The 24,144-nt window shown below is 50.3% G+C and carries 15 protein-coding genes; all 15 read left to right on the top strand.

Annotated elements, in window-relative coordinates; all coding sequences use genetic code 11:
- The first annotated feature begins 3 nt into the window (after nucleotides 1–3).
- The 15 genes from NOC_RS10625 to NOC_RS10555 all read left to right on the top strand — a co-directional run bounded on the left by NOC_RS10625 (nucleotide 4) and on the right by NOC_RS10555 (nucleotide 24,138).
- Nucleotides 4–1,293 carry a TIGR03087 family PEP-CTERM/XrtA system glycosyltransferase gene (locus NOC_RS10625; protein WP_011330822.1) on the top strand — a complete coding sequence of 430 codons (1,290 nt, stop codon included), beginning with the start codon at nucleotides 4–6 and terminating at the stop codon, nucleotides 1,291–1,293.
- Nucleotides 1,256–2,842, top strand: coding sequence for an exosortase A (gene xrtA, locus NOC_RS10620; protein WP_002810427.1), 1,587 nt, complete (start codon nucleotides 1,256–1,258; stop codon nucleotides 2,840–2,842). The genes NOC_RS10625 and xrtA overlap by 38 nt, the downstream gene beginning before the upstream one ends.
- 5 nt (nucleotides 2,843–2,847) lie before the next feature.
- Nucleotides 2,848–4,059 carry a TIGR03088 family PEP-CTERM/XrtA system glycosyltransferase gene (locus tag NOC_RS10615; RefSeq protein WP_011330820.1) on the top strand — a complete coding sequence of 404 codons (1,212 nt, stop codon included), beginning with the start codon at nucleotides 2,848–2,850 and terminating at the stop codon, nucleotides 4,057–4,059.
- Between the two features lie 67 nt (nucleotides 4,060–4,126).
- Nucleotides 4,127–5,251: a non-hydrolyzing UDP-N-acetylglucosamine 2-epimerase gene (wecB, locus tag NOC_RS10610; RefSeq protein WP_041345990.1), complete on the top strand. Its 1,125-nt coding sequence runs from the start codon at nucleotides 4,127–4,129 to the stop codon at nucleotides 5,249–5,251.
- An 86-nt stretch (nucleotides 5,252–5,337) separates the two neighbouring features.
- The gene (locus tag NOC_RS10605; protein ID WP_002811447.1) at nucleotides 5,338–7,269 is read left to right on the top strand and encodes an XrtA/PEP-CTERM system amidotransferase; all 1,932 of its coding nucleotides are present in this window, start codon (nucleotides 5,338–5,340) and stop codon (nucleotides 7,267–7,269) included.
- 69 nt (nucleotides 7,270–7,338) lie between these two features.
- On the top strand, nucleotides 7,339–9,996 hold the full coding sequence (locus NOC_RS10600; RefSeq protein ID WP_011330818.1) for a PD40 domain-containing protein: 2,658 nt from the start codon (nucleotides 7,339–7,341) through the stop codon (nucleotides 9,994–9,996).
- Nucleotides 9,993–11,243: a TIGR04063 family PEP-CTERM/XrtA system glycosyltransferase gene (locus tag NOC_RS10595; RefSeq protein WP_002809091.1), complete on the top strand. Its 1,251-nt coding sequence runs from the start codon at nucleotides 9,993–9,995 to the stop codon at nucleotides 11,241–11,243. Before NOC_RS10600 ends, NOC_RS10595 begins: the two co-directional genes overlap by 4 nt.
- Nucleotides 11,200–12,456 (top strand): glycosyltransferase, encoded by a 1,257-nt coding sequence (locus NOC_RS10590; protein WP_172633699.1) that lies wholly within the window; start codon nucleotides 11,200–11,202, stop codon nucleotides 12,454–12,456. The genes NOC_RS10595 and NOC_RS10590 overlap by 44 nt, the downstream gene beginning before the upstream one ends.
- Complete coding sequence (locus tag NOC_RS10585; protein WP_002811040.1) at nucleotides 12,453–13,814, top strand: phenylacetate--CoA ligase family protein; 1,362 nt, start codon at nucleotides 12,453–12,455, stop codon at nucleotides 13,812–13,814. The genes NOC_RS10590 and NOC_RS10585 overlap by 4 nt, the downstream gene beginning before the upstream one ends.
- A 187-nt stretch (nucleotides 13,815–14,001) precedes the next feature.
- Nucleotides 14,002–15,126: a kelch repeat-containing protein gene (locus NOC_RS10580; RefSeq protein ID WP_002808620.1), complete on the top strand. Its 1,125-nt coding sequence runs from the start codon at nucleotides 14,002–14,004 to the stop codon at nucleotides 15,124–15,126.
- Between the two features lie 87 nt (nucleotides 15,127–15,213).
- Nucleotides 15,214–17,496 (top strand): heparinase II/III family protein, encoded by a 2,283-nt coding sequence (locus NOC_RS10575; RefSeq protein WP_011330817.1) that lies wholly within the window; start codon nucleotides 15,214–15,216, stop codon nucleotides 17,494–17,496.
- A gap of 113 nt (nucleotides 17,497–17,609) precedes the next feature.
- A complete protein-coding gene (locus NOC_RS10570) occupies nucleotides 17,610–19,706 on the top strand; it encodes a methyltransferase domain-containing protein (protein WP_002811061.1) in 2,097 nt (698 codons plus the stop codon).
- A gap of 74 nt (nucleotides 19,707–19,780) precedes the next feature.
- Nucleotides 19,781–20,800: a polysaccharide deacetylase family protein gene (locus NOC_RS10565; protein WP_011330816.1), complete on the top strand. Its 1,020-nt coding sequence runs from the start codon at nucleotides 19,781–19,783 to the stop codon at nucleotides 20,798–20,800.
- A 635-nt stretch (nucleotides 20,801–21,435) separates the two neighbouring features.
- Nucleotides 21,436–22,092, top strand: coding sequence for a tetratricopeptide repeat protein (locus NOC_RS10560; protein WP_002810793.1), 657 nt, complete (start codon nucleotides 21,436–21,438; stop codon nucleotides 22,090–22,092).
- Nucleotides 22,093–22,314: 222 nt separating this feature from the next.
- Nucleotides 22,315–24,138 carry an asparagine synthetase B family protein gene (locus NOC_RS10555; protein WP_002811355.1) on the top strand — a complete coding sequence of 608 codons (1,824 nt, stop codon included), beginning with the start codon at nucleotides 22,315–22,317 and terminating at the stop codon, nucleotides 24,136–24,138.
- Nucleotides 24,139–24,144 lie beyond the last annotated feature (6 nt).

Here is a 24,144-nt window from a genome sequence, read left to right as displayed (position 1 = left end):
AAGATGGGTGATCTTCTATTCCTTGCGCACCGGATACCTTTTCCCCCCAATAAAGGCGATAAAATACGTTCTTATCATTTGTTGCGCTTTCTTGCCAGCCGTTATCGTGTCCATGTAGGCGCTTTCGTGGACGATCCAGTAGACTGGAAATATGCTTCAGACCTTCATCGGTTAGGGGTAGATGAGCTTTGCCTGCGGCCGCTACCGCGGGCTCTCGCATTGGCCCGATCCCTGACAGCGTTGGTAGCCGGTAAGCCGCTTGGTTTAGCTTACTATAAAGATCGTTGCATGAGCCGCTGGGTGCAAGACATCGCTGCTCGGCCTTCCTTGGAAGGCGTTGTGGTGTTTTCCTCTGTGATGGCTCAGTATATAACTATGCTTCCCCGGCAAGTGCCAGCTATTGTCGATTTTGTGGATGTGGATTCAGAGAAATGGCATGCTTATAGTCAGACATCGAGTCCTCCTTTGTCTTGGGTTTATCAGCGTGAAGCCCGTACTCTTTTGGCCTTCGAGCGAAAAATAGCTGCGCAAGCAAAAGCTGCAACATTTGTTTCCTCGGTGGAGGCTGAGTTATTCCGCCGTTTAGCTCCAGAAGTGGCGAAACAAGTATTTGCTGCGCCTAATGGGGTCGATACGGATTTTTTCTCCCCGGATCGGCATTATCCTTCTCCGTATCCTCCGGAGCAGCGGGTGTTGGTTTTTACTGGTGCCATGAATTACCGTCCTAATATAGATGCGGTAATTTGGTTTACTAAAACTATTTTTCCGAAGATTCTAGCGGTGGTTCCTGCGGCCTGTTTCTATATTGTGGGTACGCAACCGGCTGAAGCTGTACGGCGTCTCTCGGCAGAGCGGCAAGTATATGTGACAGGTACTGTGGCGGATATGCGTCCTTATTTAGCCCATGCCCGAGCTGCGGTAGCGCCTCTGAGGATTGCCCGTGGAGTTCAAAACAAGTTGTTGGAGGCGATGGCCATGGCCCGGCCTGTGATAGCTACTCCAGAGGCCGCCGAGGGTATTGTTTTGCCTCCGGTATGTGAGAATCTAGTGAGTGCAACGCCGAATCAATTTGCAGCAAAAACTATTGCCGTATTGCTGCAGGGAAAGGGAAAGGAGGCAGGTAGGAAGGGCCGGGAGCATGTCTTACAAAATTACCATTGGGATAATCACCTAGAACGTTTCTCGGAGTTGCTTACTCATCCCTCCCTCGCGCCTATAATTAGTGTGGCAAAAGAGGCCACTGGTGGAGAAAAAAATGCAGATGAACCCGACCGAACAGCGGTACCTAGATAGGCAACAGGCCCATTGGGTGCTAAGTTGGCCTCTGGCAACGGTGGCAATAGCTGTGGTGTTGCTTGCCCTATTCCTGTTTTATCTGGAAACCGCAGTATCCATGGCGGCTATTTGGTGGCGTTCTGCGACCTTTGCCCATGGTATGCTCATTTTTCCGGTTAGCGGTTATATGATCTGGGCGCGACGGTGGCAGCTCCAGCAGCTTCAACCCCATCCTCGGCCACTAGCCGCATTCTTTATTCTGCTATTATCCGGGGGATGGTTACTGGCTAGGATTGCGGACGTGCTATTTGTCGAACAATTGTTATTGGTGGCCATGATTCCGGTAGTGGTGTGGGGGTTATTGGGAAAGAGGGTCGTTCGCGCGTTGGCGTTTCCACTTGTCTACTTGGTTTTTGCGGTACCGTTTGGTGAATTTTTAATTCCGCCGCTGCAAGATTTTACAGCCGCTTTTGCTGTCAAAAGCCTGCAATTCGGTGGAGTGCCGGTTTACTGGGAAGGGCGTTATATTAGTATTCCCTCGGGGGATTTTCTGGTTGCGGAAGCTTGTAGCGGGCTGCGTTACCTTATTACTTCGGTTGTTCTTGGCACCCTCTACGCTTATCTTACTTATTCTAGTTATGGGCGCCGCGCGGCATTTATTGTGGCTTCGGTTATCGTACCTATTATTGCTAATGGTATCCGGGCCTACGGCGTTATTATGCTGGCTTACCTCAGTAATATGAAGTTGGCGACCGGCGTGGACCATGTTGTTTACGGGTGGATTTTCTTTGGCGTAGTCATGTCGTTACTCTTTTGGCTGGGATCGTTCTGGCGCGAGGATAAGTGCCCCGGCAACAGGGCCTCGTTGTCTCGGCAATCTGGAGGGATTGTCGCCCAGCAGGCCCCCCGTGCAAAAAAACTGGGTGTAACTACTATTATACTGATCCTGGTGGCCGGTGCCGGTCCCGCGAGTGGAATTTGGTTTAAAGGCCAAGCATCGAAAACCGACTGTTCGGTGTCTATGCCTAAGGAGCAGCCGGTCTGGAGTGGTTCTTCCGTCCCGACCAGTATGTGGGAGCCAGATTATTCCCAAGCAGATCAAATCGTGCGCCGTCTCTATTCATTCCCAGATGATAGTGCGGTACAGCTTTTAATTATCTATTATCAGCAAGAGCATCAAGGAGCTGAACTTATTAGTTCTCAAAATCGCCTCTATGATGATCAAATTTGGCGTTGGATGGAAGATAATCGCCGAAGCCTCTCCCTTGGTGATGATCATCTCCAAGTGCATGAAACTGTTATCCGTTCCCCTAATACGCTGCGCGTCATTTGGCACTGGTATGATATTGCTGGCCAGCGAACGGCTAGTCCGATAAAAGCTAAATTTCTTGAAGCCTGGGCTCATCTTACCAAGCAGCCAAGCGGCTCCACGCTCATCGCTGTAGCTGCGGATAGCGGTAAGCCGGAGCAAGCCCGTGCGCTCCTGCTAAAATTTTTGAATGAGATGCCGGCAGTCTCTACCTCAGGCGCAATGCTAGCTTGCCAGTCAGTATCAGAGAGAACATAAAGCGGATGACTGTATCTTTCCCAAGCGAAAGCGATACGTCTTCTAACGTTTTTTGTGATGATACGAGCCGGCCGGTCATTGTTCATGTGATTTTCCGGTTGCAGACGGGTGGTTTAGAAAATGGACTAGTAAATCTAATCAACCATACTGCTGATCGGTATCGGCATGTCATTATCTGCTTGCGGGATTCAACTGAATTTGCGCGGCGTATCCGGCAGCCTGGACTCGCTATTTACGCTTTGCACAAGCGGGAGGGCAAGGATGTAGCGCTTTATTTCCGGCTTTGGCGCCTGCTGCGTAGCCTTAAACCTCACATTGTGCATACCCGTAATCTTGCTGCCTTAGAAATGCAGGGACCTGCGGCTCTAGCAGGGGTACCGATACGTATCCATGGGGAACATGGTTGGGATATACACGATCCGGAAGGAAAAAATTGGCGTTACCGTTGGCTTCGCCGGTTGTATCAGCCATTGATACACCAGTATATTGCTTTATCACAGCCTATCGTGAGCTATCTTCGTGAGAAGGTAGGTATTTCTCCTGCGCGCATCAAGCATATCTATAATGGAGTTGACACCAGACGTTTTCATCCTCAGCGGGATCGTTCTTCGGTATTACCGGCGGATTTCACTGGCGAAAGTAGTTTAATCATCGGTACGGTGGGGCGCCTTGAAATGATTAAAGACCAACTTACATTAGTCCAGGCTTTTATAAATTTAGTGCGCCGTTTGCCCAAAGATGAAAACAATCTACGCTTGGTTATTGTTGGAGAGGGTTCCCTGCGGCCTCGGTTGGAGGTTCTCGTCGCAGAAGCGGGCATGGCTCACCTTGTTTGGTTTGCAGGCGAACGAGCGGATGTGCCCGCGTTATTACAAGCTATGGATCTATTTGTCCTGCCGTCTTTGGCCGAAGGGATCTCCAATACCATACTAGAAGCCATGGCAACAGGGCTGCCGGTAGTCGCTACCCGGGTGGGTGGTAATCCAGAATTAGTTATAGATACAGTAACGGGATACCTGGTTCCTTCATCTGATTCTGAAGCTATGGCTAAAGCTTTAGAGCGCTATGCTAAGAATAGGAAATTGGCTGTAGAACAGGGCTGTGAGGCTCGACGATGCATTGAAGAAAGATTTGGAATTAACGCTATGGTGGAGCAATATGCGGTTCTATATGATACTTTGCTAGCCGTCCGATTTGGAAAAGAGAGTTTCAAATAAGGGTAAGCAGATGTGATGTTGGCGTTTCTAAAAGAGGTTGGGGGCAAAAATGGAAATTAAGCGGGCTATGAATTTGCCAAAAGGAACGCTGATGTGTGTTGTGGGTGCACGGCCTAATTTTATGAAAATAGCGCCGATTATGGCGGCGCTCGAAGGTTCGGTGCCGTTGAGCCTAGTGCATACCGGACAACATTACGATACGCGCATGCAGACGTTATTCTTTCAGCAACTGGGTATTCCCGAGCCTGATATTAATCTTGAAGTGGGCAGTGGCAGCCATAGTTGGCAAACGGCTGAGATCATGCAGCGTTTCGAGCCAGTAGTGGAGGCGGCGACTCCTGCTGCGGTGCTGGTCGTTGGGGATGTTAATTCGACCATTGCTTGCGCACTAGTAGCTGCCAAAGAACAGATTCCGGTGATTCATGTAGAAGCAGGACTGCGCAGCTTTGATCGCAGCATGCCGGAAGAAATCAACCGGGTGCTAACAGATCAACTTGCCCGATTATTATTCACAACTGAGCGTACCGCCAGGGATAATTTGTTGCGGGAGGGCGTGGAAGAGCACCGTATCCATTTTGTGGGCAATGTGATGATTGACAGTTTGCTCAAGCACCGCTCGAAAGCAGTTGCCCCGCGGGAGATATTATTGCGGAGCAAAGGAGATGTAGGAGTAGATGCTTGCGCGAGCGGCTATGCCGTGTTAACGCTGCATCGGCCCGCTAATGTGGATGATACGCCGACTTTGAGGGGTATTCTCTCGTTGCTCCAGGAGGTTAGCGAACGCATTCCGGTTATTTTTCCGGTACATCCACGTACGGCGGCGGCCCTTGAACGGAGCGGATTGCATCAAGCATTAGAGCAAATGTCGGGAGTGTTTTGCATGCCACCAGTGGGTTACCTGGAGATGCTGGGACTAATGAATAAGGCTCGGCTGGTACTCACCGACTCCGGGGGTATGCAAGAAGAGACTACTGCGCTGGGGATTCCTTGTATAACTCTACGGGATAACACGGAGCGCCCTATTACAGTAGAGGAAGGAACCAATACGGTAACGGGGGTTGCGCCGGAGCGGGTGCTTGCTGTTTTGGACGATATCCTGGCTACCGGAGGCAAGGCTGGGCGTATTCCTGAACTTTGGGACGGCAGGGCTTCTCTTAGGATCAAGGAAGTCCTAGGGGACTGGATTCGCTAAGCTTCAAGAGGTAGGGAGAAAAGTAAACTAGTGTTGGATAAAAATTTAATGAGAGTATTTCCGAAAAATTTTTATGGGGGTTTTCTGTGTGCGGTATAACAGGTATTTTTGACCTCCATGAGCGCCGCCCCATCGACCGGGAAATTCTCTCGCGTATGAATGATATTCAGCGCCACCGGGGTCCGGATGGTGGTGGCATCCATGTGGAACCTGGCATCGGTCTTGCTCATCGCCGTCTTTCTATCATCGATTTGTCCTTAGGCCGTCAGCCCCTCAGTAACGAAGATGGTACGGTTTGGGTGACCTATAACGGCGAGATTTACAATTTTAAGGAACTTATGGCTGAGCTTAGCCACCGCGGCCATGTTTTTCGCACCCAGTGCGATACGGAGGTCATCGTCCATGCTTGGGAGGAATGGGGTGAGAAGTGCGTGCATCATTTTCGGGGTATGTTTGCTTTTGCTATTTGGGATCGCAAGCAGGAAACGCTTTTTCTGGCCCGCGATAGATTAGGCATTAAGCCGCTGTATTATGCATTGCTGCCCAATGGGCAGCTCATTTTTGGTTCTGAACTCAAGGCGCTTATTACCCATCCTCATTTGCCGCGCCAGCTCGATTCTTTGGCGGTAGAAGATTATTTTGCTTTCGGTTATATTCCCGATCCTCGCACTATTTTCCGTTATGCTAATAAGCTTGCGCCGGGCCACACACTTACGCTCCGTTGTGGGGCGTCAAAATTGGAGCCACGGCAGTACTGGGATGTTACTTTAGAGCCACAAGCGTTAGGTTCTGAGTCAGCCATAGAAGAAACCCTTATTGAAAAATTCCGAGAAGCGGTCAATATTAGATTGGTTGCGGATGTCCCTCTTGGGGCATTCCTTTCCGGTGGTGTAGACTCCAGCGCCGTGGTGGCGGCCATGGCCCAATTGTCTAATGATCCAGTACGTACCTGCTCGATTGGTTTTTCTGATCCAGCATTTGATGAAGCCCGCTACGCCGAGCAGGTCGCCCATCGTTATGGCACTAATCATCATTCTGCTCAAGTCGATCAGGATGATTTCGAGCTAATTAACCGGCTGGCAGGGGTTTATGACGAGCCCTACGCTGACTCGTCCGCTATGCCTACCTATAGAGTGTGCGAACTGGCGCGCCAGCGGGTAAAGGTTGTTCTCTCTGGTGATGGAGGCGATGAACTCTTTGCGGGTTACCGTCGTTACCGTTGGCACTTGCATGAGCAGCGGGTGCGGGGAATCTTGCCACTGAGCATGCGGCAGCCTCTGTTTGGTATCTTGGGGCATTACTATCCTAAACTTGATTGGGCGCCGCGCATCTTTCGCGCTAAGACAACCTTCCAAGCATTGGCTCGCGATCCCCTGGAAGGCTACTTTCACAGTGTGGCGGTGATTCCGAATGAATTACGCCATCGCCTTTTCAGCCAAAGGATGCGCCAAGAGCTTCAGGGTTATGAGGCATCGCAGGTATTGCGAAACCATGCCCGACAGGCACCCGATCATCCACTGCTTCAGGTCCAGTACTTAGACCTAAAAACCTATTTACCCGGCGACATTCTTACTAAAGTAGATCGCGCTAGCATGGCCCATGGCCTTGAAGTGCGGGTACCGTTGCTGGACCATCCGTTTGTCGAGTGGGCTGGCGGCTTATCTCCCCATTTTAAGTACCGAAGTAGGGAGGGAAAGTACGTATTTAAGCGGGCTCTGCGCCCCTACCTTTCAGATGAGATTTTATATCGGCGGAAAATGGGTTTTGCGGTACCGTTAGCCGCCTGGTTTCGAGGCCCGCTCCGGGAACGAGTCCGCACTGCAGTGACCGGACAAATACTAGCAGAAACTGGGCTTTTCGAGATGCCAATCTTGCGGCATCTGGTCGACCAGCACCTATCAGGACTACGTGATTACAGTGCGTCCATTTGGTCCCTCTTGATGTTTGATGCCTTCTTGCGTCAGGCTATGGAGGGAGAATCCTATGACCGGAATGCTTCTAGCAGCATCTCGGCTTGATAACTAACGACTACAGCGAGATTCCCATAGGGATGTTTGCTTAACTCAAAATCTTTGAGAGTTTTGGTTATGTTGGTATTTAATCATCGGATTATGGCTTGCGTTTTGCTTGGGATGTTGCAAGGAGCTGTCCCCACTGCTGCCAGTGGCGATAAGGATAGTCAGAAGGTTTCTCCTCTCAGAGTTGCTGCAAGCAATATTTCTCTTCAAGGCAGTGGCGAGTGGCTTCCAGAGGCCCGCCAGCGGCTTTTCGGAGCCCAAGGGAGCGGAACTTTCCGAAGATTGCCGGGAAGTGAAAACGCCAGCGATAGTGACGAGCTAGTCAGGGACGGACGCCTACAGTTTGAGCCAGAAGGTGAAGGGGGCAGAACTGTCCGCAGGCTACCAGAAACTGAAAAAACTAACGGTAGTAGTGAGAGGTATCAAAAGTGGGAGGGCGTAGCCAGTGATTCCCCCAAGGATGAAATTCCCCAGCCTAAGCCCGAAGATGTGTGGAACATGGATGAGGGAATAGTTTATACGCGTATTCCTCGCACTACCTCTACAATTGAAATCAATGGGAAGATTTTTGGAAACCTTGGAATCTATGATGAACTCCCTGATGTCACTGCGCGGCTTTGGAGATTTTCAGGCCCTGGTCAGCTGGTGTACCGGAGTGCCGATGGACGTGAGGAAATTCTCTATGATTGTGTTTTTCCGGAGCCCCGTCCATGTGTTCCTATGGATATTGCTGTTAGCCTAGATGGCACTCGGATAGCTTTTAGCGTTTATCGTGCCGCCCACTTATATAACCGGCAACCGAGAGGTTTTCCAGTAGAGATCCCGAATAAAGCGTTGGCTCGGAAGGGAGCAGAGGCGCAAATTTTCACGTTAGATCTTACGACCGGCAAATTGGTTGCTTGGCCGCATATGCCTGGAAGCTGGGATACTGGGCCCGTGTGGCTTCCAGATGATCGTATTATGTTTACCTCGACTCGAGCAGGAGACTGGCCCAGTGTGCTTGGTTCGTCAGGATGGCATCCTACACTTCAACTTTGGATGGCGGAAGCAGATGGGAGCAAGGCAGTTCGGGTGGGACCCCATGAGCGAGATAATGCCATGCACCCGTGGCTTCATAGCAAGACGGGTCGGATTATGTATAGTTCCTGGCAGATAGTAAATATGTTGCCTTACCGCGGCAGAGGGGGGCTGCAGGTTTTATTTGGTACCAAGGATAATCTCTGGTGGGTGATGTCGGTCGACCAGCGAGGAGGTAGTCTAGAAGCGGAATTGGGCGCGCATACCAGGCAAGCGTCCATTGATCGAGGTTTACATACTCTCAAGGCACTCCATTTCCTTGGCGAGCGGGCAAACGGCGATATGTGCACTGCTAACTATTATCGGGGAAACAACTCGGGGGGAGGCACTATTCTATGTTGGCCCGTAGAGCCGGGAAATGTAGAGGGAGAAAGTCCGGTGAGCGCTCTTTCCCAAAAGGCGACATTTGAGCCCCGTGGCTTATATTTAGCAATTGCGGGTGGGAGTAACGATATACCAGCGGATGAGCGGGGGCGCGCGCGCGATCCTGAGGGACTTCCAGATGGTAATTTATTATTTACCTGGTTACAGGGGTATTGCCATACTGCTAATTTCAATCATTTCAAAGGTGACGTGCAAAAGCGTAAATTGGGTTGTGACGCAGGTATTTACCGTACTACACGAATTCCGGCAAATCCTGCCGCCGAAACAAATACCTTAGTGGTGGTAGATAGTCCCGATTGGCAAGAGTTTATGCCGCGGCTAGTGCGCTCGCGCCAGGTGGCGACTCCTCCTATTAAAACGACGGATTCTGGACAATGCTTGCTAGGGGCGGCGTCCATGAAGGCAGAGGTGAGAAATTATGGTGGAGAAGGGCAATTTCCAGACCGGACCCCCTGTGCTCTTCAGGGCTGCTCTACCCACGGAATAGATTTGTCAGAAATGGTAAAAATACGGTTTTGGGAGGTAATCCCTTTTAAGCACAGGATGCGAACTTCTGATTTCAATGGTTCCCAAGGCATCCGGACCCGAATCTTGGGGGATGTACCGCTAGAGGAAGATGGTTCTTTTCTTGCCTCACTCCCTTGCGATATGCCCTACTTAATGGCGGGAGTGGATAGCAAGGGCCGCGCCATTGCTCGGGATCAAGTAGTGCAATCCCTGCGGCCAGGAGAACTCCATACTTGCGGTGGGTGTCACCTTCATAGCACCAATCAGACTCCGAAATTCGAAGAAAGCCTTGCGGCTCAAAATCCACCAGTAATTTTAAAGCAGTCTTCGGTTCCTGAATGGACATGGGCGCAGGATGTCTTCCCCTTGCTTCAGAAAAACTGCGCTTCCTGTCATAGTGGGGATGAAGCTCCTGACGGCTTAACCCTGGATCGGCCAGGTACAGATAAAGGAAGTACCTATTGGCAACTTGCCAATAATATTAACGCCCAGCACCTGTTTGAGCCCCCTCCGGTAGATATTAAGGGCGCCTCGCCGCCAGGCCGGATGGATCGCCCCTGGCTTAGCAAGTACGTCCATATGCTTTTTGCGCGGGAGAGTTTATTGTATTGGAAAGCCGCCGGCCAACGGCTAGATGGCCGCGCCGATGAGGATCGCTCCAATGATATCGATTTTGGCCCTGATCATCCCTGGACCTTAAATGAGGCGGAGCTAGAAATATTAGCCGATTGGATAGAAAGCGGAGTGTATGCAGAGTGAAAATCCTTCATGTGCTCGATCACTCATTGCCTCTCCAGAGCGGCTATACTTTTCGCACTTGGGCAATCCTCAAGCAGCAACGAGCTTTCGGCTGGGAAACTGCCCAAGTAACGGGCGCCAAGCATGGCAAAGCCCCTGCTAAAGAAGAGATCCTAGAAGAATTCCGCTTCCATAGAACCTTGCCTGGGGGAGAACTCGCTGGACAGCTTTCAGCATTCAGCCAATTAGCTGTGGTTCGCAGTCTTGAGCGCCGGCTTGCAGAAGTAATTCAACGTGAGCAACCTGATATCTTGCATGCTCACTCTCCTGCCCTAAATGGCTTAGCCGCGCTGCGCGCTGGACGGTGCGCTGGTTTACCTGTGGTCTATGAGTGCCGGGCTTTTTGGGAGGATGCCGCAGTGGATCATGGAACGAGTACCCGGGGAGGAATTCGTTACCGTTTGAGTCGTGGGCTAGAAACGTATGTATTTCAGCGCGCTGATGCCATTACAGTGTTGTGCGGAGGGTTACGCCGTGACATTCTTGCTCGCGGCGTCCCGGCGGATAAGGTGACTATTATCCCGAACGGCGTTGATATTGAACGCTTTTCAGTGGGAGCAAGCCGTCCCGATCCAGTATTTGCCCATTCCTTGGGATTGGGGAAGGGGCCCGTATTGGGTTTCATAGGATCTTTTTATGCCTACGAAGGTTTAAGCCTTTTAGTTCGAGCGATGCCGGCGCTGCTGCGCGCAGCGCCCGAGGCGCGTTTGCTCTTGGTGGGTGGGGGTCCGGAGGCGGAGGATCTGCGGGCGTTAGCTCAAGAATTGGGAATAACTCGCCAGATAGTATTTACAGGCCGGGTTTCCCATGAAGAAGTGACACGTTACTATGATTTGGTAGATATATTCGTCTATCCGCGATTACCGATGCGGCTCACCGAGTTGGTGACTCCCCTTAAACCCCTAGAAGCCATGGCCCGAGGGCGGATAGTAGCAGCCTCTAAGGTGGGCGGCCATTGTGAACTTATCCAGGAAGGGAAAACAGGATTTCTATTTTCACCAGGGAATCCAGAAATTTTGGCGGGATCTCTTCTCAGTATTATTCAGCGCCGCAATGATTGGTCGGAGATACGTAAGGCCGCCCGCCGGTTTGTCGAGCAAGAGCGCACCTGGGCACGGAGCGTTAGTGGTTATCAGCAAGTTTATGACACCGTCATCGACGGGCATGCAGATAGTGAAAAAAAACCAGCCCCAATTACTCGTTATTAGCACTCTCTTCCCTCATGAGGGACAGCCAAGTGCTGGGCTTTTTATCCGCGAGAGGATGTTCCGGGTAGGAAGGCACTTACCTTTGGTCGTGGTCGCGCCCACCCCGTGGTTTCCTGGTCAGAGTTTTTTACGTCGCCTGCGACCCCACTTCCGCCCGCCAGCACCGCGGCGAGAAATTCAGGACGGAGTAGAAATTTACCGGCCCCGGTTTCTTTCGGTTCCTGGTTTTTTTAAATGGCTCGACGGATGGTCCCTAGCGTTTGCTGTCGTCCCCACTTTATGGCAATTGCGTCATCGTTTCAGTCTCATTGATGCCCATTTTGCCTACCCTGAGGGGTACGCTGCGACACTCCTTGGACGCTGGTTTGGGGTGCCAGTGACTATCACTCTCCGGGGCACGGAGGTACCCATTGCCCGATTCCCTTTTCGTCGCCGTTTGATGCTCAAAGGACTTGCAGGCGCGACACGCGTATTTGCTGTCGCTGCTTCTTTGAAGTGCCATGTGATCGGCTTAGGGGCCGATTCTCAAAAAATACGGGTTGTGGGTAATGGAGTAGATACAGAAAAATTTACCCCTGTATCCAGAGTAGAAGCTCGCCGCCGTTTTAAATTACCTTCAGAGGGACCGGTTCTTATTTCTGTGGGTGGACTTGTTGAGCGCAAAGGTTTCCATCGAGTTATTGAGGTATTACCAGCGCTTAGAGAGCAATTTCCGGATCTGCATTATCTCATTATTGGTGGATCTGGGCCCGAGGGAGATATGAGTGAACAGCTTCGGCGTCAGGTTCAGAGCCTTGGGTTGGGGGAATCCGTGCATTTTCTTGGGGCTTTGCCTTCCCAGCAGCTTAAGTGGCCTCTTTCAGCTGCGGATGTTTTTGTACTAGCGACCCGTAACGAAGGCTGGGCCAATGTATTTCTAGAAGCAATGGCATGCGGGCTTCCGGTAATTACCACTGAGGTGGGTGGAAACCGCGAGGTTGTTTCCGATATCCAGCTGGGTACAGTGGTACCTTTTGGTGATCCAAAAGCTTTAGAAGCGGCTTTGCGCGAGGCGCTTTCTCATTCTTGGGATCGGGCGGCAATACGGAAGCATGCCTGTGAGAACCATTGGGATTACCGGGTTGAAGTATTGGTTCAGGAATTTGAGGCACTTGTTGATGGGAACAAGATAGGAACAAGGGTAAAGCCGGTGTCCAAGGAGTTTCGTTCGTGACGACTCTTGCCACCCATTTTATTTCAAGATTTATTTTTCCACTCCACGAGTACATTAAGGGGCATGGGACGGTTCGGATTTTACGTCAACTTGAAACCAGCCAGTGGTGGTCGGCAGATCGCCTGGCGGAATTTCAGGCAGCACGCCTGCGAAGATTAATTAAGTTTGCTTCTCAACAAGTGCCTTACTATCGGAAACTGTTTGCAGAAGCGGGGATCGGTCCCAATGACATTCGTTCTCCAGAGGATTTGCCAAAGCTGCCGTTTCTTACTAAGGATCTAATACGGGCGAATATGGATGTTCTCAAAGCGGACAATGCTAGCTCTCTTGTACGCTTTAATACGGGTGGTTCTACAGGTGAGCCTTTGATTTTCTATTTAGGTAAAGAGCGGGTAGGTCACGATGTGGCTGCTAAATGGCGGGCAACCCGCTGGTGGGGAGTCGATATCGGCGATCCTGAGGTAGTGGTGTGGGGGTCGCCGGTAGAGCTTGGGGCTCAGAACCGTTTGCGAGAGTGGCGTGATCATCTTTTGCGGACTCGTCTATTGTCAGCATTTGATATGTCCGAGCGCAACCTCGACTATTTTATCGCTGAGATCCGGCGCTTGCGCCCAAAGATGTTATTTGGCTATCCAAGTGCCATTGCTCACATTGCACGTCATGTGCAAAAGCGGGGCGGGTCCATGAACGATCTTGGGGTACAGGTTGCCTTTGTTACTGCGGAACGCCTCTATGAGGATCAATATAGTGATATCGAGTCTACCTTTGGATGTCGAGTCGCTAACGGCTATGGCGGGCGTGATGCAGGTTTTGTTGCCCATCAGTGCCCGGAGGGCAGCTTACACATTACGGCAGAGGACATTGTGGTGGAATTGGTTGATCAAGCGGGGAAATTGGTAGCGGCAGGGGAGCCCGGTGAGGTAGTGATTACTCATCTTGCTACTAAAGAATTTCCCTTTATTCGCTATCGCACTGGTGATGTAGCGGTTTTTGACGACCAGTTGTGTGGTTGTGGGCGCTCCCTACCAGTACTTAAAGAAATCCAGGGACGAACGACAGACTTTATCGTAGCAGCGGATGGCACGGTAATGCATGGGCTTGCGCTGATTTATGTCTTGCGCGATTTGCCGGGAATCGAATCGTTCAAGATCATCCAAGAAAGTAAGACCGAAATGCGGGTATTGTTGGTGCCTGTTAATGGTGGGTATAGCCGTGCCGTTGAAGATGGCATTCGGCGGGATTTTCAAGATCGGCTGGGGAAGGGAGTCCGTGTGAATGTTGAACCAGTTGCAGAGATACCGCCTGAACGATCAGGGAAATTTCGTTATGTGGTCAGCCATGTGACTTTACATTCATAATTATGGCAAATCTAAGCTTGGGTTAGTTGTATTCGCAATTTGTGGGTTTTTCTGGATTTGCCAGTAGGTTATGTTCATAGGTTTGGCAGGTTGGCGAGTAACATTTAGGAGTCTATTCACTCATAGTTTAGGCGAATGCATAGTCATTTAATATCTTATCATTGTCCTTATTAATTAGGGAGACAATATGTACCGCCTTTCCATCTATGCTACTTTGATGTTGATGGGTTTTGCCACGCAGGCAGGAACTTGGATAGAGATCCCCGATAGCCATATGCGGCAGGTTTGCCCAAGTGAGTTGGTTAAGCCTTCGACGAAAGACTGCGCAGCAGTTATTGAAAGTTGGTCTGGAGGAGCCTTCGATCCGGTGGGCAACCGGATGCTTCTTATGGGAGGTGGCCATGGCGGGTATTATGGTAATGAGCTCTATGCGTTCGACCTTGATACTGAAAAGTGGACTCGCTTGACGGACCCAACCATACCCACAGCTGATGCCAAGACCGTTTGCTACAGTACTTGGGACGGAGGACTTACACCGACCGCTAGGCATACCTATAACCATTTGGCTTGGATTGACCATCTTAGTGAGCTCTTCTTATTTGGGGGAGGAACTTCTTGTTGGAATGGGGGCACTCTTCAGGATAGTTGGACCTTTAATCCTATTACTAGAAGCTGGAAGTTAAAAAAGCGTACTAGCCCGGTGGGAGATAATTATGTGCAGATTATTTATGACCCAGAAAGTCGAGAGGTTTATGCTAAAAATAGTTCAAGAGTACAACAGGCATTATTCAGTTTTAATTTTTTTACTAACAAGTGGACGAAAAAAATTTCGGGGATCGACTTAGATATGCTCTTTAGAACTGGCACGTTGGATACTAAGCGCCACCAGATTTGGTTTGTGGGTGATGGAACCGTCAATACACTTCTCCTTCACCCTCCTTTTACGCTGGCGGCTATTCCCACTAAGGGGGGTGATGCAATTGTCAACACCCGTTCTCCTGGTGTCGCCTATGATCCCGTCGGGGATCAAATCGTCGCCTGGTGTGGCAGAGCCCCTAAGTGTCGCGGTGCTCAGACAAATGAGGTCTATATCCTTGATCCTGCTAAACTTACCTGGAGGGTTGATATACCTAGTGGCGAGGGGCCAACCCCTAATAAGAGTTCTGCCGGCACTTTTGGGCGTTGGCGCTATGCTCCAAAGAACGATGTGTTCGTTGCCATTAACAATGTGGATGACAATGTATGGCTTTATCAGCCTGATCGGCAGCCGCTTTCCGCTGAAGCGCGTAAGAACGCTCGCCCTAGCAAATAGAGAAACCTTGGTGGACGATTTATCCGATCAAGGGAGAGTGGCATTTCTCCTTAATAGCTCCCATTGAAGTTTTAAGATTTTTGCCTAATGAAATCAGTTTCGTCACGTTTTCGCAGTTGGTTTGGGCGAGAATCTGCCGTTCCTTATTGCCCAACCTTCAGCGCTTCTAGGGTCATTGAGAGGAAGGTAGGGATAGACGCTGAGCCCGCGTTTTTTGCAGATCCAGTTTCACTCAGGGCGGCTGCGGAGCAAGTGGCGGCTGAGCGGCCCCAGTGGCGGGGACGGCTTCTTGAACGTGCCTATTCGGATTGCAGCACTGGTCTTATAACGTATGGCCGACGCGGGGATCTTCTTGGAAAAGCATTTCCATGGAACTCGCTTACCAATGGGCCAGGGGAGGATGCGCTTTATGCCGCGCGGCCCCATCGTTTTGCCTTTGCGCCACGCTTGGCTTTAGCCATTCTTTATGGTGCGCCGCTAGAATTTATACTGGCTGCAACCCTTGAGGGCTGGATGCAGGTAGCTAGCGCTGGATGCTCAAAACTCCCCTATCTCAGTAACCTTGTCGTTATTCAGCGCTTCATTGCTCTTTCCTGGGCGTTGGCTTTCCTGATTGCGAAGCGAGGCGATGCGAGCTACTCGGGTCGCTGCTCTGCTGTGGAGCATGCCGTGCTAAAGATTTTGTATGCGGATGCGCGGTTTTTAGCGCCCCGTCTCGGAAATTCTTACCCCAATAACCATCTTCTTTTGGATAACTTTGCGGGCTGGTATATAGGGCTTTTGTTTCCAGAATTTATCGAAGAGCGGGGATGGCTAGAACGCTATGAGTCCTTATGGTTGCGTGAACTGGCCCGGCAGATTTATGAGGACGGGACGGGTTTTGAGCATTCGACTCACTATCAAGAATATACCTGTGAAATGACCGCCGCCTATGTAATCTTGAGTCGGCGGAATAACCGCCCCGTACCAGATTGGATACTGGAGCGATTGAAACGGATGTTGGCATTCCAGATAGATTTAAGCGGGCCAAAAACAACGCCGTTAGCGATTGGCAATGGAACGGAGGACCCTCTTTTTCCCTTAGATATTGGAGAGGGGTGGGGATGTGCGGCTATTCGAGAGCTATATCGAGCGCTTTTTGACTCTAGCCTTTCTCCCTCGCCTTATGAAGATTCAGCGGCTGAGCGTGCGTTTTGGCTGCTAGGCGGCGAGCTTGCTTCTTCGCCTGTAGAACTGAAAAGATCTCCGCGCTTTAAGTCTTACCCCGTAGGCGGGTTTTTTGTTTTCTCTGAGCCTGATGAGGGTACTCGCCTAGTTTTTCGTACCGGACCAGCAACTGGCAAGTTGCTTATGGGGGGGCATATGCATGCAGATCTGTTAGGCATCTATGTTAGTGTGGCTGGAAATCCCATGGTAGTTGATGGAGGAACTTATACTTATCGGACACAGGCGGAACGATGGCCGCCCGATTCTCCCCGGTGGCGCGCTTACTTTGCCGGACCTGAAGCCCATAACGGTTTATCTATTCGGGGTGTCGACCCGCTGGGTTCTCTTAAGCGGGATTTCCGAGATCGGGAAGTGGCCGCTCGGGTAGCCACGACACGCCTAACTGCGGGTGCTGTAGGAGCTTGGGTTGAGGGAAGAATCGAAAGCCAGAACGCCTATGATAGTTATTGCCGAGGGGTAGTCCACGTACTCGGCGAATATTGGCTCGTTTATGACCAATTGCCGGAAGGTATCTCCTCCGATGCGGCGAGTTTCGGGCTACAATGGGTGCCGGGAGCAAAGGTCGAAAGGAGATCGCCCCATGAGATTTGTGTGGTTACGAATGAAGAGTCGCTGGGCATCACTTTTAGCGAGGGTTTAACCCCCCCCCAGGTTCTTGAAGGCAGTTTGGCTCCTTTGGGAGGGTGGGTATCACCTCACTATGGCCACTTAGAGGCGGCCCCTCAGATAAGAACAAAATGTGAGGGAAACCGTGAATTAACGGCCTTTTTGCTGGCAGCAGGTAGAAAACCAACAGAGACCGTTTCGCTCCAGAGAATGCAGGGCCACCAGGGCGGGTTGGCTTTCCGAATTACCTGTGGCGAACGGATGGATTACCTTTTTCTAGGACCGCAAGAAGCGTCACCGGGGATAGAGGCGTGGGGCATTCGCTTTGAGGGTGTCTGGCTATGGTTACGGACCATCGCTGGAGTGCCGACGATACTGCGCTGGCTCGAAGGCCAGTCATTGCAGGGTGAGGCAATGGGCTTGTCCTTGCGAGCCCCAGCAAGGACACCGGTCCTTGAGCTCCGGCATTCAGGTGCGGTTCTGGAGAATCCCCATGGTACCTTGGATGGGCTCTCTCTCTGCTGGCCGGGCAGTTGAGCCCTTTCTCAAAGGCTCCTGGGCGCATCTAACTTGCCGATACTCCCCCAAAGGGTTATTAAATTAGGATAAGTTATGAAGAATAAAATGTTACGTATTTTTTGGGGATTAAGATGAGCTCGCTGGATGCCTCTACCATGGCACATGAGCATCGCACCCAGCGAGAGGACCTGGCTTGTCCTCGTTGTGCTGGCGCCATTGTGGCCAATGATACAGAGCTTGGGTGTGTTGCCTGTGGCGCCAGTTATCCCATTCGTGATGGCATTATAGATTTTCGTTGCCATCGTCATGATTATTATTTTAATCCCCTCTCCCGGGAGGCAATGGGAGAGCTCACCCGTGAGGCGCACCACGTACCATGGGCGAATACTGTACGGCGTTTCCTTAGGGGGGTGAGACAAAACCCCGACTGGCTCGATAATCTGGTTGCTGACGGTCGCTATGCCTGGAAGCTGCTGTTACGGTTGCCGCCAAATGCCCACGTTCTTGATTTAGGTTGCGGGCTAGGGAATTTGACTAAAAATATCGCACCAAGCGCAGGCCGCGTGTATGCTTTGGACTTAACTTTCGAACGACTTAAGCTGGCTCGGGTACGCTTTGATCGCTTCAATCCAAATGACGATATCGTATTGCTTGCTGGGGGCGATGGAGCCTCTCTGCCATTTCCGGATGGCAGTTTGGATTGTGTAACGCTTTCGGGCGTATTAGAGTGGGTAGCCGATGATCAAAGCGTTTGGGATCGAGGGGGTTCTCGGCTGGAAAAAGCAACAGGGGCGTTTTTAAGTTTCTTTGGCGCTGCTAATCCGCGTAAAATCCAGCTCCGTTTCCTGAACGAGATACGGCGGGTGTTAAAGCCAAAAGGTCAGCTTTTTATCGCTATTGAAAACCGTTTGAGTTATCGCTATTTTGGTGGTCGTCGTGATCACCACTCGGGTCTGTGGTTTGCTTCGTTGTTGCCCCGTTTTTTAGCAAATATTTACTCTACCGCTGTGGCTCGTCGTCCTTACCGGACTTATACTTATTCCATCAATGGTTACCGACGGCTCCTTAACGCCGCTGGATTCTCACACCAGGAAGTTTACGGGCTCGCCCCGGGTTATACTCACCTGGCTGAACTCCTCCCACTCCAGACGGATAAGCATCTTTGGCAGCCTCCTGGCTCTCAGGGTTTTGATCATATCCGGCGCAGCCGGAATTTTGTTCCCGCCTACGGAATTATTGCTTCACCACGGGTGCCTACCGGTTTGTCGTTAGCGGAGAAGATAGCGGCGGCGATTGAATCTCAGCTCAGCCTCGATGGGAATTCTGTATCCTTCGCCCATTTCCACACGACCGGCAAAGGCAAGGGAGTCATCAGTGGTCATACCAAGCATGGTCCAATAATTGTAAAATTACCCTTTAATAATTCTGCTATAGCAGGCGCCGAGCGCAACCATCAATTCCTTCAGCAGGTGGCGTCCATGGGGAAGGTTCGGGAATTGCTTCCGCGAGCGCTCGCAGCAGGCAAAATTCAAGGGGTGCCCTATTATGTCGAGAGTCGGGTGGAAGGTCGGCTATTACGAGCAGAGTTGGGAAGACAGAACCAGTTGGATTTTCTCAAGGCCGTAGCGGGTTTTTTACAAATATTTAATTCCGATTTCCATGAGCGGGCGCCAGAGGAACTGTCAGGCGAGTTCTATCGGCACCAAGTGAGCTTACCTCTAGAGCAAGTAGCTGACGCTTTAGAGGATCCAGCCCTTATAGAGGAGGCGAAATCCTATTTACGAGATCAGCTATATGGTCTGCGCGTACGCCGTGGACGAGCGCATGGCGATTTTAGCACGAGTAATATTTTCGTTCGAGGCTCCGAAATAAGCGGGGTGATTGATTGGGATAATTCTGATCTTTTAGGGATACCGATATTGGATGCGCTTAACTATCTGGAAAGCGCCCATCGCTATTTGAACGCTGATATGAGCCTTGCACAGACAATACCATTGCTTGCGGATAAGGATCAGCTCAATGAGAAAGAGCAGCAATTTCTTGAGGAAAGCTATAATCGTTGTGGTATCGATTCCAACCACCATGCCGCTTTTGTCTCTCTCTACTGGTTGCGGCATGTGGCCCAGCAACTGGATGAAGGGCTTATCTATAATGCCCCTGCCCTTGAAGAGCGGGTAACGGCAGTGCTCAAAGGGCTATTGAAGTCTCATAGTCGATCAGACTCGTAAAAAAAGGAATGTCTTTTAGGCCGGTTTTGTAGTAGGCCATAGGATAAAGGTTGGGAATAGCTTTGGAGCAGAAGGTGCCAGAAGAAATTCTATCTGGTTTTGACAAGGTGGTATTGGGTGGACTACGTCCCTTAGCTTCATTACTTGCCTCCAGCGGCAAACGGGCACGCCTTTCGGTGCTGATTTATCATCGTGTGCTAGCGGCGCCAGACGCCCTGCTTCCGGGTGAGCCAGATGCCGTGCAATTTCGTTGGCAGATGGAACTCTTGGCGCGTTATTTCAATCCACTCCCTCTATCAGAAGCCGTTAGGCGCTTACGGGAAGAAACTCTACCTCCGCGGGCAGTTAGCGTAACTTTTGATGATGGTTACGCGGATAACGTGGAGGTTGCATTGCCTATTTTGCAGCAAGTGAAGGTGCCAGCAACATTTTTTATCGCTACCGGCTATTTAGATGGCGGGTGGATGTGGAACGATAAGGTCATTGAAACGCTGCGCCATATGCCTAATGGAGATTTTGATCTAACAGATATGGGGCTAGACATCTACCCTTTAGTAAGTACTGTAGATCGTTTGGCGGCGATTGAACAAATCCTTGTCCGACTAAAATATCTTCCCAGCGAGGAGCGGGAGGAGCAGGTTCAAGCGCTCACTCAGCGTTGCCAAAAATCACTTTCCCATAGCTTGATGATGACTTCTATCCAAGTGCGCCAGCTTCACCAGGCAGGGATGGAGATTGGAGCCCACACTCATACCCATCCTATTTTAGCATCACTGGGACGGGCATCCGCAGAACAAGAAATGGCGACAAGCAAGGCTCGACTAGAAGATCTGCTGGGCGAATCGGTGCGTTTATTTGCCTATCCTAACGGTAAACCTGGAAAAGACTACCTTCAGGAACATGCGGATATTGCTCAAAATCTAAATTTTGAAGCTGCGGTTTCTACCGCCTGGGGCGTTGCTTCGGCTCAAAGTGATATTTGGCAATTACCACGCTTCACGCCTTGGGATCGCACCCCAAGCCGATTTATGTTGCGTCTCTTGTGGAACTACCGCAGTGCTGGTACGCCGTTTGCTTATTCCGAAGCGGAATGATGAAGAACTCTCAAATTCAGGGGAACGCAGGCAGTGCAGGAATTTATCGAAGCTAATCCAAATACCCGTTTTATCTCCTAATTTTCTGGCCGTAAATACGACCAGAGTCAAATTCAGGCTATCCTTAATGATATTGGACGTGAGAAATGAGTGCTTAAGTGTCAAGTCAAGTTTAATTCCTACGGTACGGTCGGTTTTTGTATCGTACGGCAAGGTACTAAGATGATAGAAATTTAAGATTTTATGTTGCTATGTCGGATTTAGGGAAAGTTTATCGAGCAAGCATTTTTTGATTCCTTGGTTAAGCGGTGTTCTGGAAGTGATGTATAGCAATTGTGAGTCAATCTTTGCCAGATGGACCGTAACGCTCCATGAGAAAGGGGAAGTATCGCGAGAGGTCGAGACGAATTTTTTTGCTTGCGGTTTTATTCAAATGAGAGCGCACATGTTAAGGTCCTGCTAAATTGGGCTATAGGTTTCTCATCTTTTATCTTTGGCAGCTTAGCTTATAATTGAGGTGGTGGGAGAGGCGTAATTTTTTCAGAGAATTGTTACCAAACTTGGGATTAGAAGTCGGTAGGACTACTAATAGGGCGAAATGATACTTAGATCTCGGTGGTGAAGGTGAGGTTAGTATGCGAAGCTGGTTAAAGCTCAGTTTTCTTTTCCTGATATTAGCTGCAATAACTCCGATGGTGACTCAGGCTCAGCAGCGTTGTGGTAGTTTGCTGCCCGAGACAGTCCGTTACCAAGATCGCCAGGATGATTATCTAGACCCGCATCCTGCCGCGCGGCGTCACTTAAAACTAGTCAATCGTGCTCATTTCTTTTTCGAGATTCGTCAGTTCGATTCATATCCCATGCATATTATGGAGAATTTAAACTATACGCTTGTGCATTTTCCCAACCACCATGATGCATTGTATACCATTTCTCGGTTCGAACGCCGGCAGAGGGGTACTTTGCCCCAGAAGATAACATGGACATGGCGCCGATCAGCAGAATGCTACTTCGTTCGCGCTATACGTTTTCGCCCTAAAGATGGCGTTGTGAGAATGCTGTATGGCATACATCTGCATAAAAGTGGAGAGATGGAGCAAGCTCTAGAACAATATGAGATTGGACTGGATTTAATCCCCGACTCCTCAGAGTTGAATTATAATCTTGGGCTGCTCTATTTTGAGCTTAAAAAGTATCAGCTTGCTAAAAAATATGCTGCCACGGCTTATGAGCTAGGATATCCTTTGCCGGGTTTAAAGAAACTTTTAGAGAAAGAGGGATATTGGCCTTAATTAGTAGTAGTGGACCAGTTGAGTATAAGCGTTAATAGAATTATGTCTTCGCATCTTTAAGTTCCTTTTTAACACTTCTCCTTTGTTTTTTTGAAACCATCACTCCCAGATCAGTTTTACGCTGTTTCTGAGGTTATAGCGCGCTAAGTTTTACTGTATTCGGACAGTAAATTATTTGGGGTAAAGGAAAGCCGTTTAAAGTAATGGGATAATATTTGAATTATGATGGGACTTTGTGGGTTAACTAATTTCTCTGCTAGAGAACTAAGGGATGAGAAGTTGCTCCATGAGATGAGTAAGGGCCTACAGCTTTCAGGGAAATTAGATAGGGTTTTGATGGAGCGAGTGGCTTGTGCGGCGCCTGAGCGGAAATTAGGCATACTCCCAGATGGCTTAGTCGCTGCTGTTATAGGCCAGCCGTGGTGGTCAGATCCGAAGCTTGAACGCATTGCCCGTGAACGAGGGGAGGGAGATGCCCTCGGCGAAGCTTATCGACATTACGGAACTGGGCTTTTGCAATACCTTCATGGTGCCTTCACCATTGCTGTATTGGATGACCGTTCTGGCCGGGCATTTGCGGCCGTGGATCGCATCGGGCAGGAATCTCTCTACTACACGGTGGCCGGCGGTGGATTCGTTTTTGGCTCAAGTGCCGATAGTGTACGGGTCCATCCAAGCGCCGACTCTTCGCTCTCGCCCCAAGGGATTTACAATTATGTCCATTCCCATATGGTCCCGAGTCCTGGTACCATTTACTCAGCCTTGTGCAAGCTGCCAGGGGGGCATTATGTAGAATATGATGGCAATCAAACCTACGTGGGAAGCTATTGGGAGCCTCTTTTCGATGAAACTAATAGCGCCAGTCTCGAGGTGTTAGGGGAGCAGATGCATGCTCTTATTTTCGAATCGGTTGAACGCCTTAGCAAGGGGCGGAGAATCGGTGCTTTTCTGAGCGGTGGCCTAGACAGCTCGACCCTAGCAGGTATGCTTGCCAAATTGCAGTCGGGCAATGCCAATACCTATTCCATCGGTTTTTCGGCAAGCGGGTATGACGAGATGGGGTATGCGCGTACCGCAGCTCAGCACTTCGGCACAAAGCAGCATGAATACTATGTCACGCCTAAAGATGTTTGTGCGATAGTGCCGGAAATCGCTCGGGTTTATGATGAACCCTTTGGCAATTCTTCGGCGGTAGGAGCTTACTATTGCGCTAAACTTGCCGCTAACGATGGAATGGAGTATCTGCTTGCGGGGGATGGGGGTGATGAGCTCTTTGCGGGCAATGTGCGTTATGCTAAACAGCAGATTTTCGAATATTATGGAATGATACCACTTATTCTGCGCAAAAGGGTATTAGAGCCGCTTTTATTCCGTTTACCAGAGTCCATGGGCGTAGTGCGGAAGGCGCTAAGCTACGTGCGCCAGGCAATGACGCCGTTACCGGATCGCTTAGAAGCTTATAACTTCCTTCAGCGGGAAGGCGCCGAAGAGGTGTTTCAAGCAGACTTTTTGGCGACCCTAGCGCCTGAAGAGCCCCTATTCCTGCAACGTAAGCGATATTCGACACCCCAAAATGCTTCAACCCTTAATCGTATGATGTACTTGGATTGGCAGCAGACCCTTGCGGATAATGATCTTCGCAAGGTGGGACGGATGTGTGCCCTTGCCGGGGTAGAGGTGGTTTATCCGTTGCTGGATGACCCCCTTATTGAATTCTCCTGCCAGGTGCCGTCGGCGCTGAAGCTCAAGGGACAGCGCCTTCGCTATTTTTATAAGGAAGCCATGCGGGATTTCCTTCCCCTGGAAACTATTAGGAAGGAAAAGCATGGGTTTGGACTGCCCTTTGGCTTATGGATGGTGGAGCATGTGCCGCTCCAGGAGCTTGCCTATGAAAGCCTTCTTTCTCTCAAAAAGCGTCCCTATTTCCGCCCTGAGTTTCTTGATCGGGCCATTAGGCTTCACCGAACTGGACATACCGCCTATTATGGCGAATTAGTGTGGATATTGATGATGTTGGAGCTTTGGCTCCAGGCCCATGGGCACTGAAATAAA

Origin of the sequence: Nitrosococcus oceani ATCC 19707, assembly GCF_000012805.1 — a bacterium.
Classification (GTDB): domain Bacteria; phylum Pseudomonadota; class Gammaproteobacteria; order Nitrosococcales; family Nitrosococcaceae; genus Nitrosococcus; species Nitrosococcus oceani.
This window is presented reverse-complemented; position numbering and strand designations above follow the sequence as displayed.

Bases quoted from the DNA above. Each gene is read 5' to 3' on its own strand.
- NOC_RS10625 (WP_011330822.1), top strand. From the start codon at position 4: ATGGGTGATCTTCTATTCCTTGCGCACCGGATACCTTTTCCCCCCAAT.
- xrtA (WP_002810427.1), top strand. From the start codon at position 1,256: ATGCAGATGAACCCGACCGAACAGCGGTACCTAGATAGGCAACAGGCC.
- NOC_RS10615 (WP_011330820.1), top strand. From the start codon at position 2,848: ATGACTGTATCTTTCCCAAGCGAAAGCGATACGTCTTCTAACGTTTTT.
- wecB (WP_041345990.1), top strand. From the start codon at position 4,127: ATGAATTTGCCAAAAGGAACGCTGATGTGTGTTGTGGGTGCACGGCCT.
- NOC_RS10600 (WP_011330818.1), top strand. From the start codon at position 7,339: ATGTTGGTATTTAATCATCGGATTATGGCTTGCGTTTTGCTTGGGATG.
- NOC_RS10590 (WP_172633699.1), top strand. From the start codon at position 11,200: ATGCAGATAGTGAAAAAAAACCAGCCCCAATTACTCGTTATTAGCACT.
- NOC_RS10580 (WP_002808620.1), top strand. From the start codon at position 14,002: ATGTACCGCCTTTCCATCTATGCTACTTTGATGTTGATGGGTTTTGCC.
- NOC_RS10575 (WP_011330817.1), top strand. From the start codon at position 15,214: ATGAAATCAGTTTCGTCACGTTTTCGCAGTTGGTTTGGGCGAGAATCT.
- NOC_RS10570 (WP_002811061.1), top strand. From the start codon at position 17,610: ATGAGCTCGCTGGATGCCTCTACCATGGCACATGAGCATCGCACCCAG.
- NOC_RS10560 (WP_002810793.1), top strand. From the start codon at position 21,436: ATGCGAAGCTGGTTAAAGCTCAGTTTTCTTTTCCTGATATTAGCTGCA.
- NOC_RS10555 (WP_002811355.1), top strand. From the start codon at position 22,315: ATGATGGGACTTTGTGGGTTAACTAATTTCTCTGCTAGAGAACTAAGG.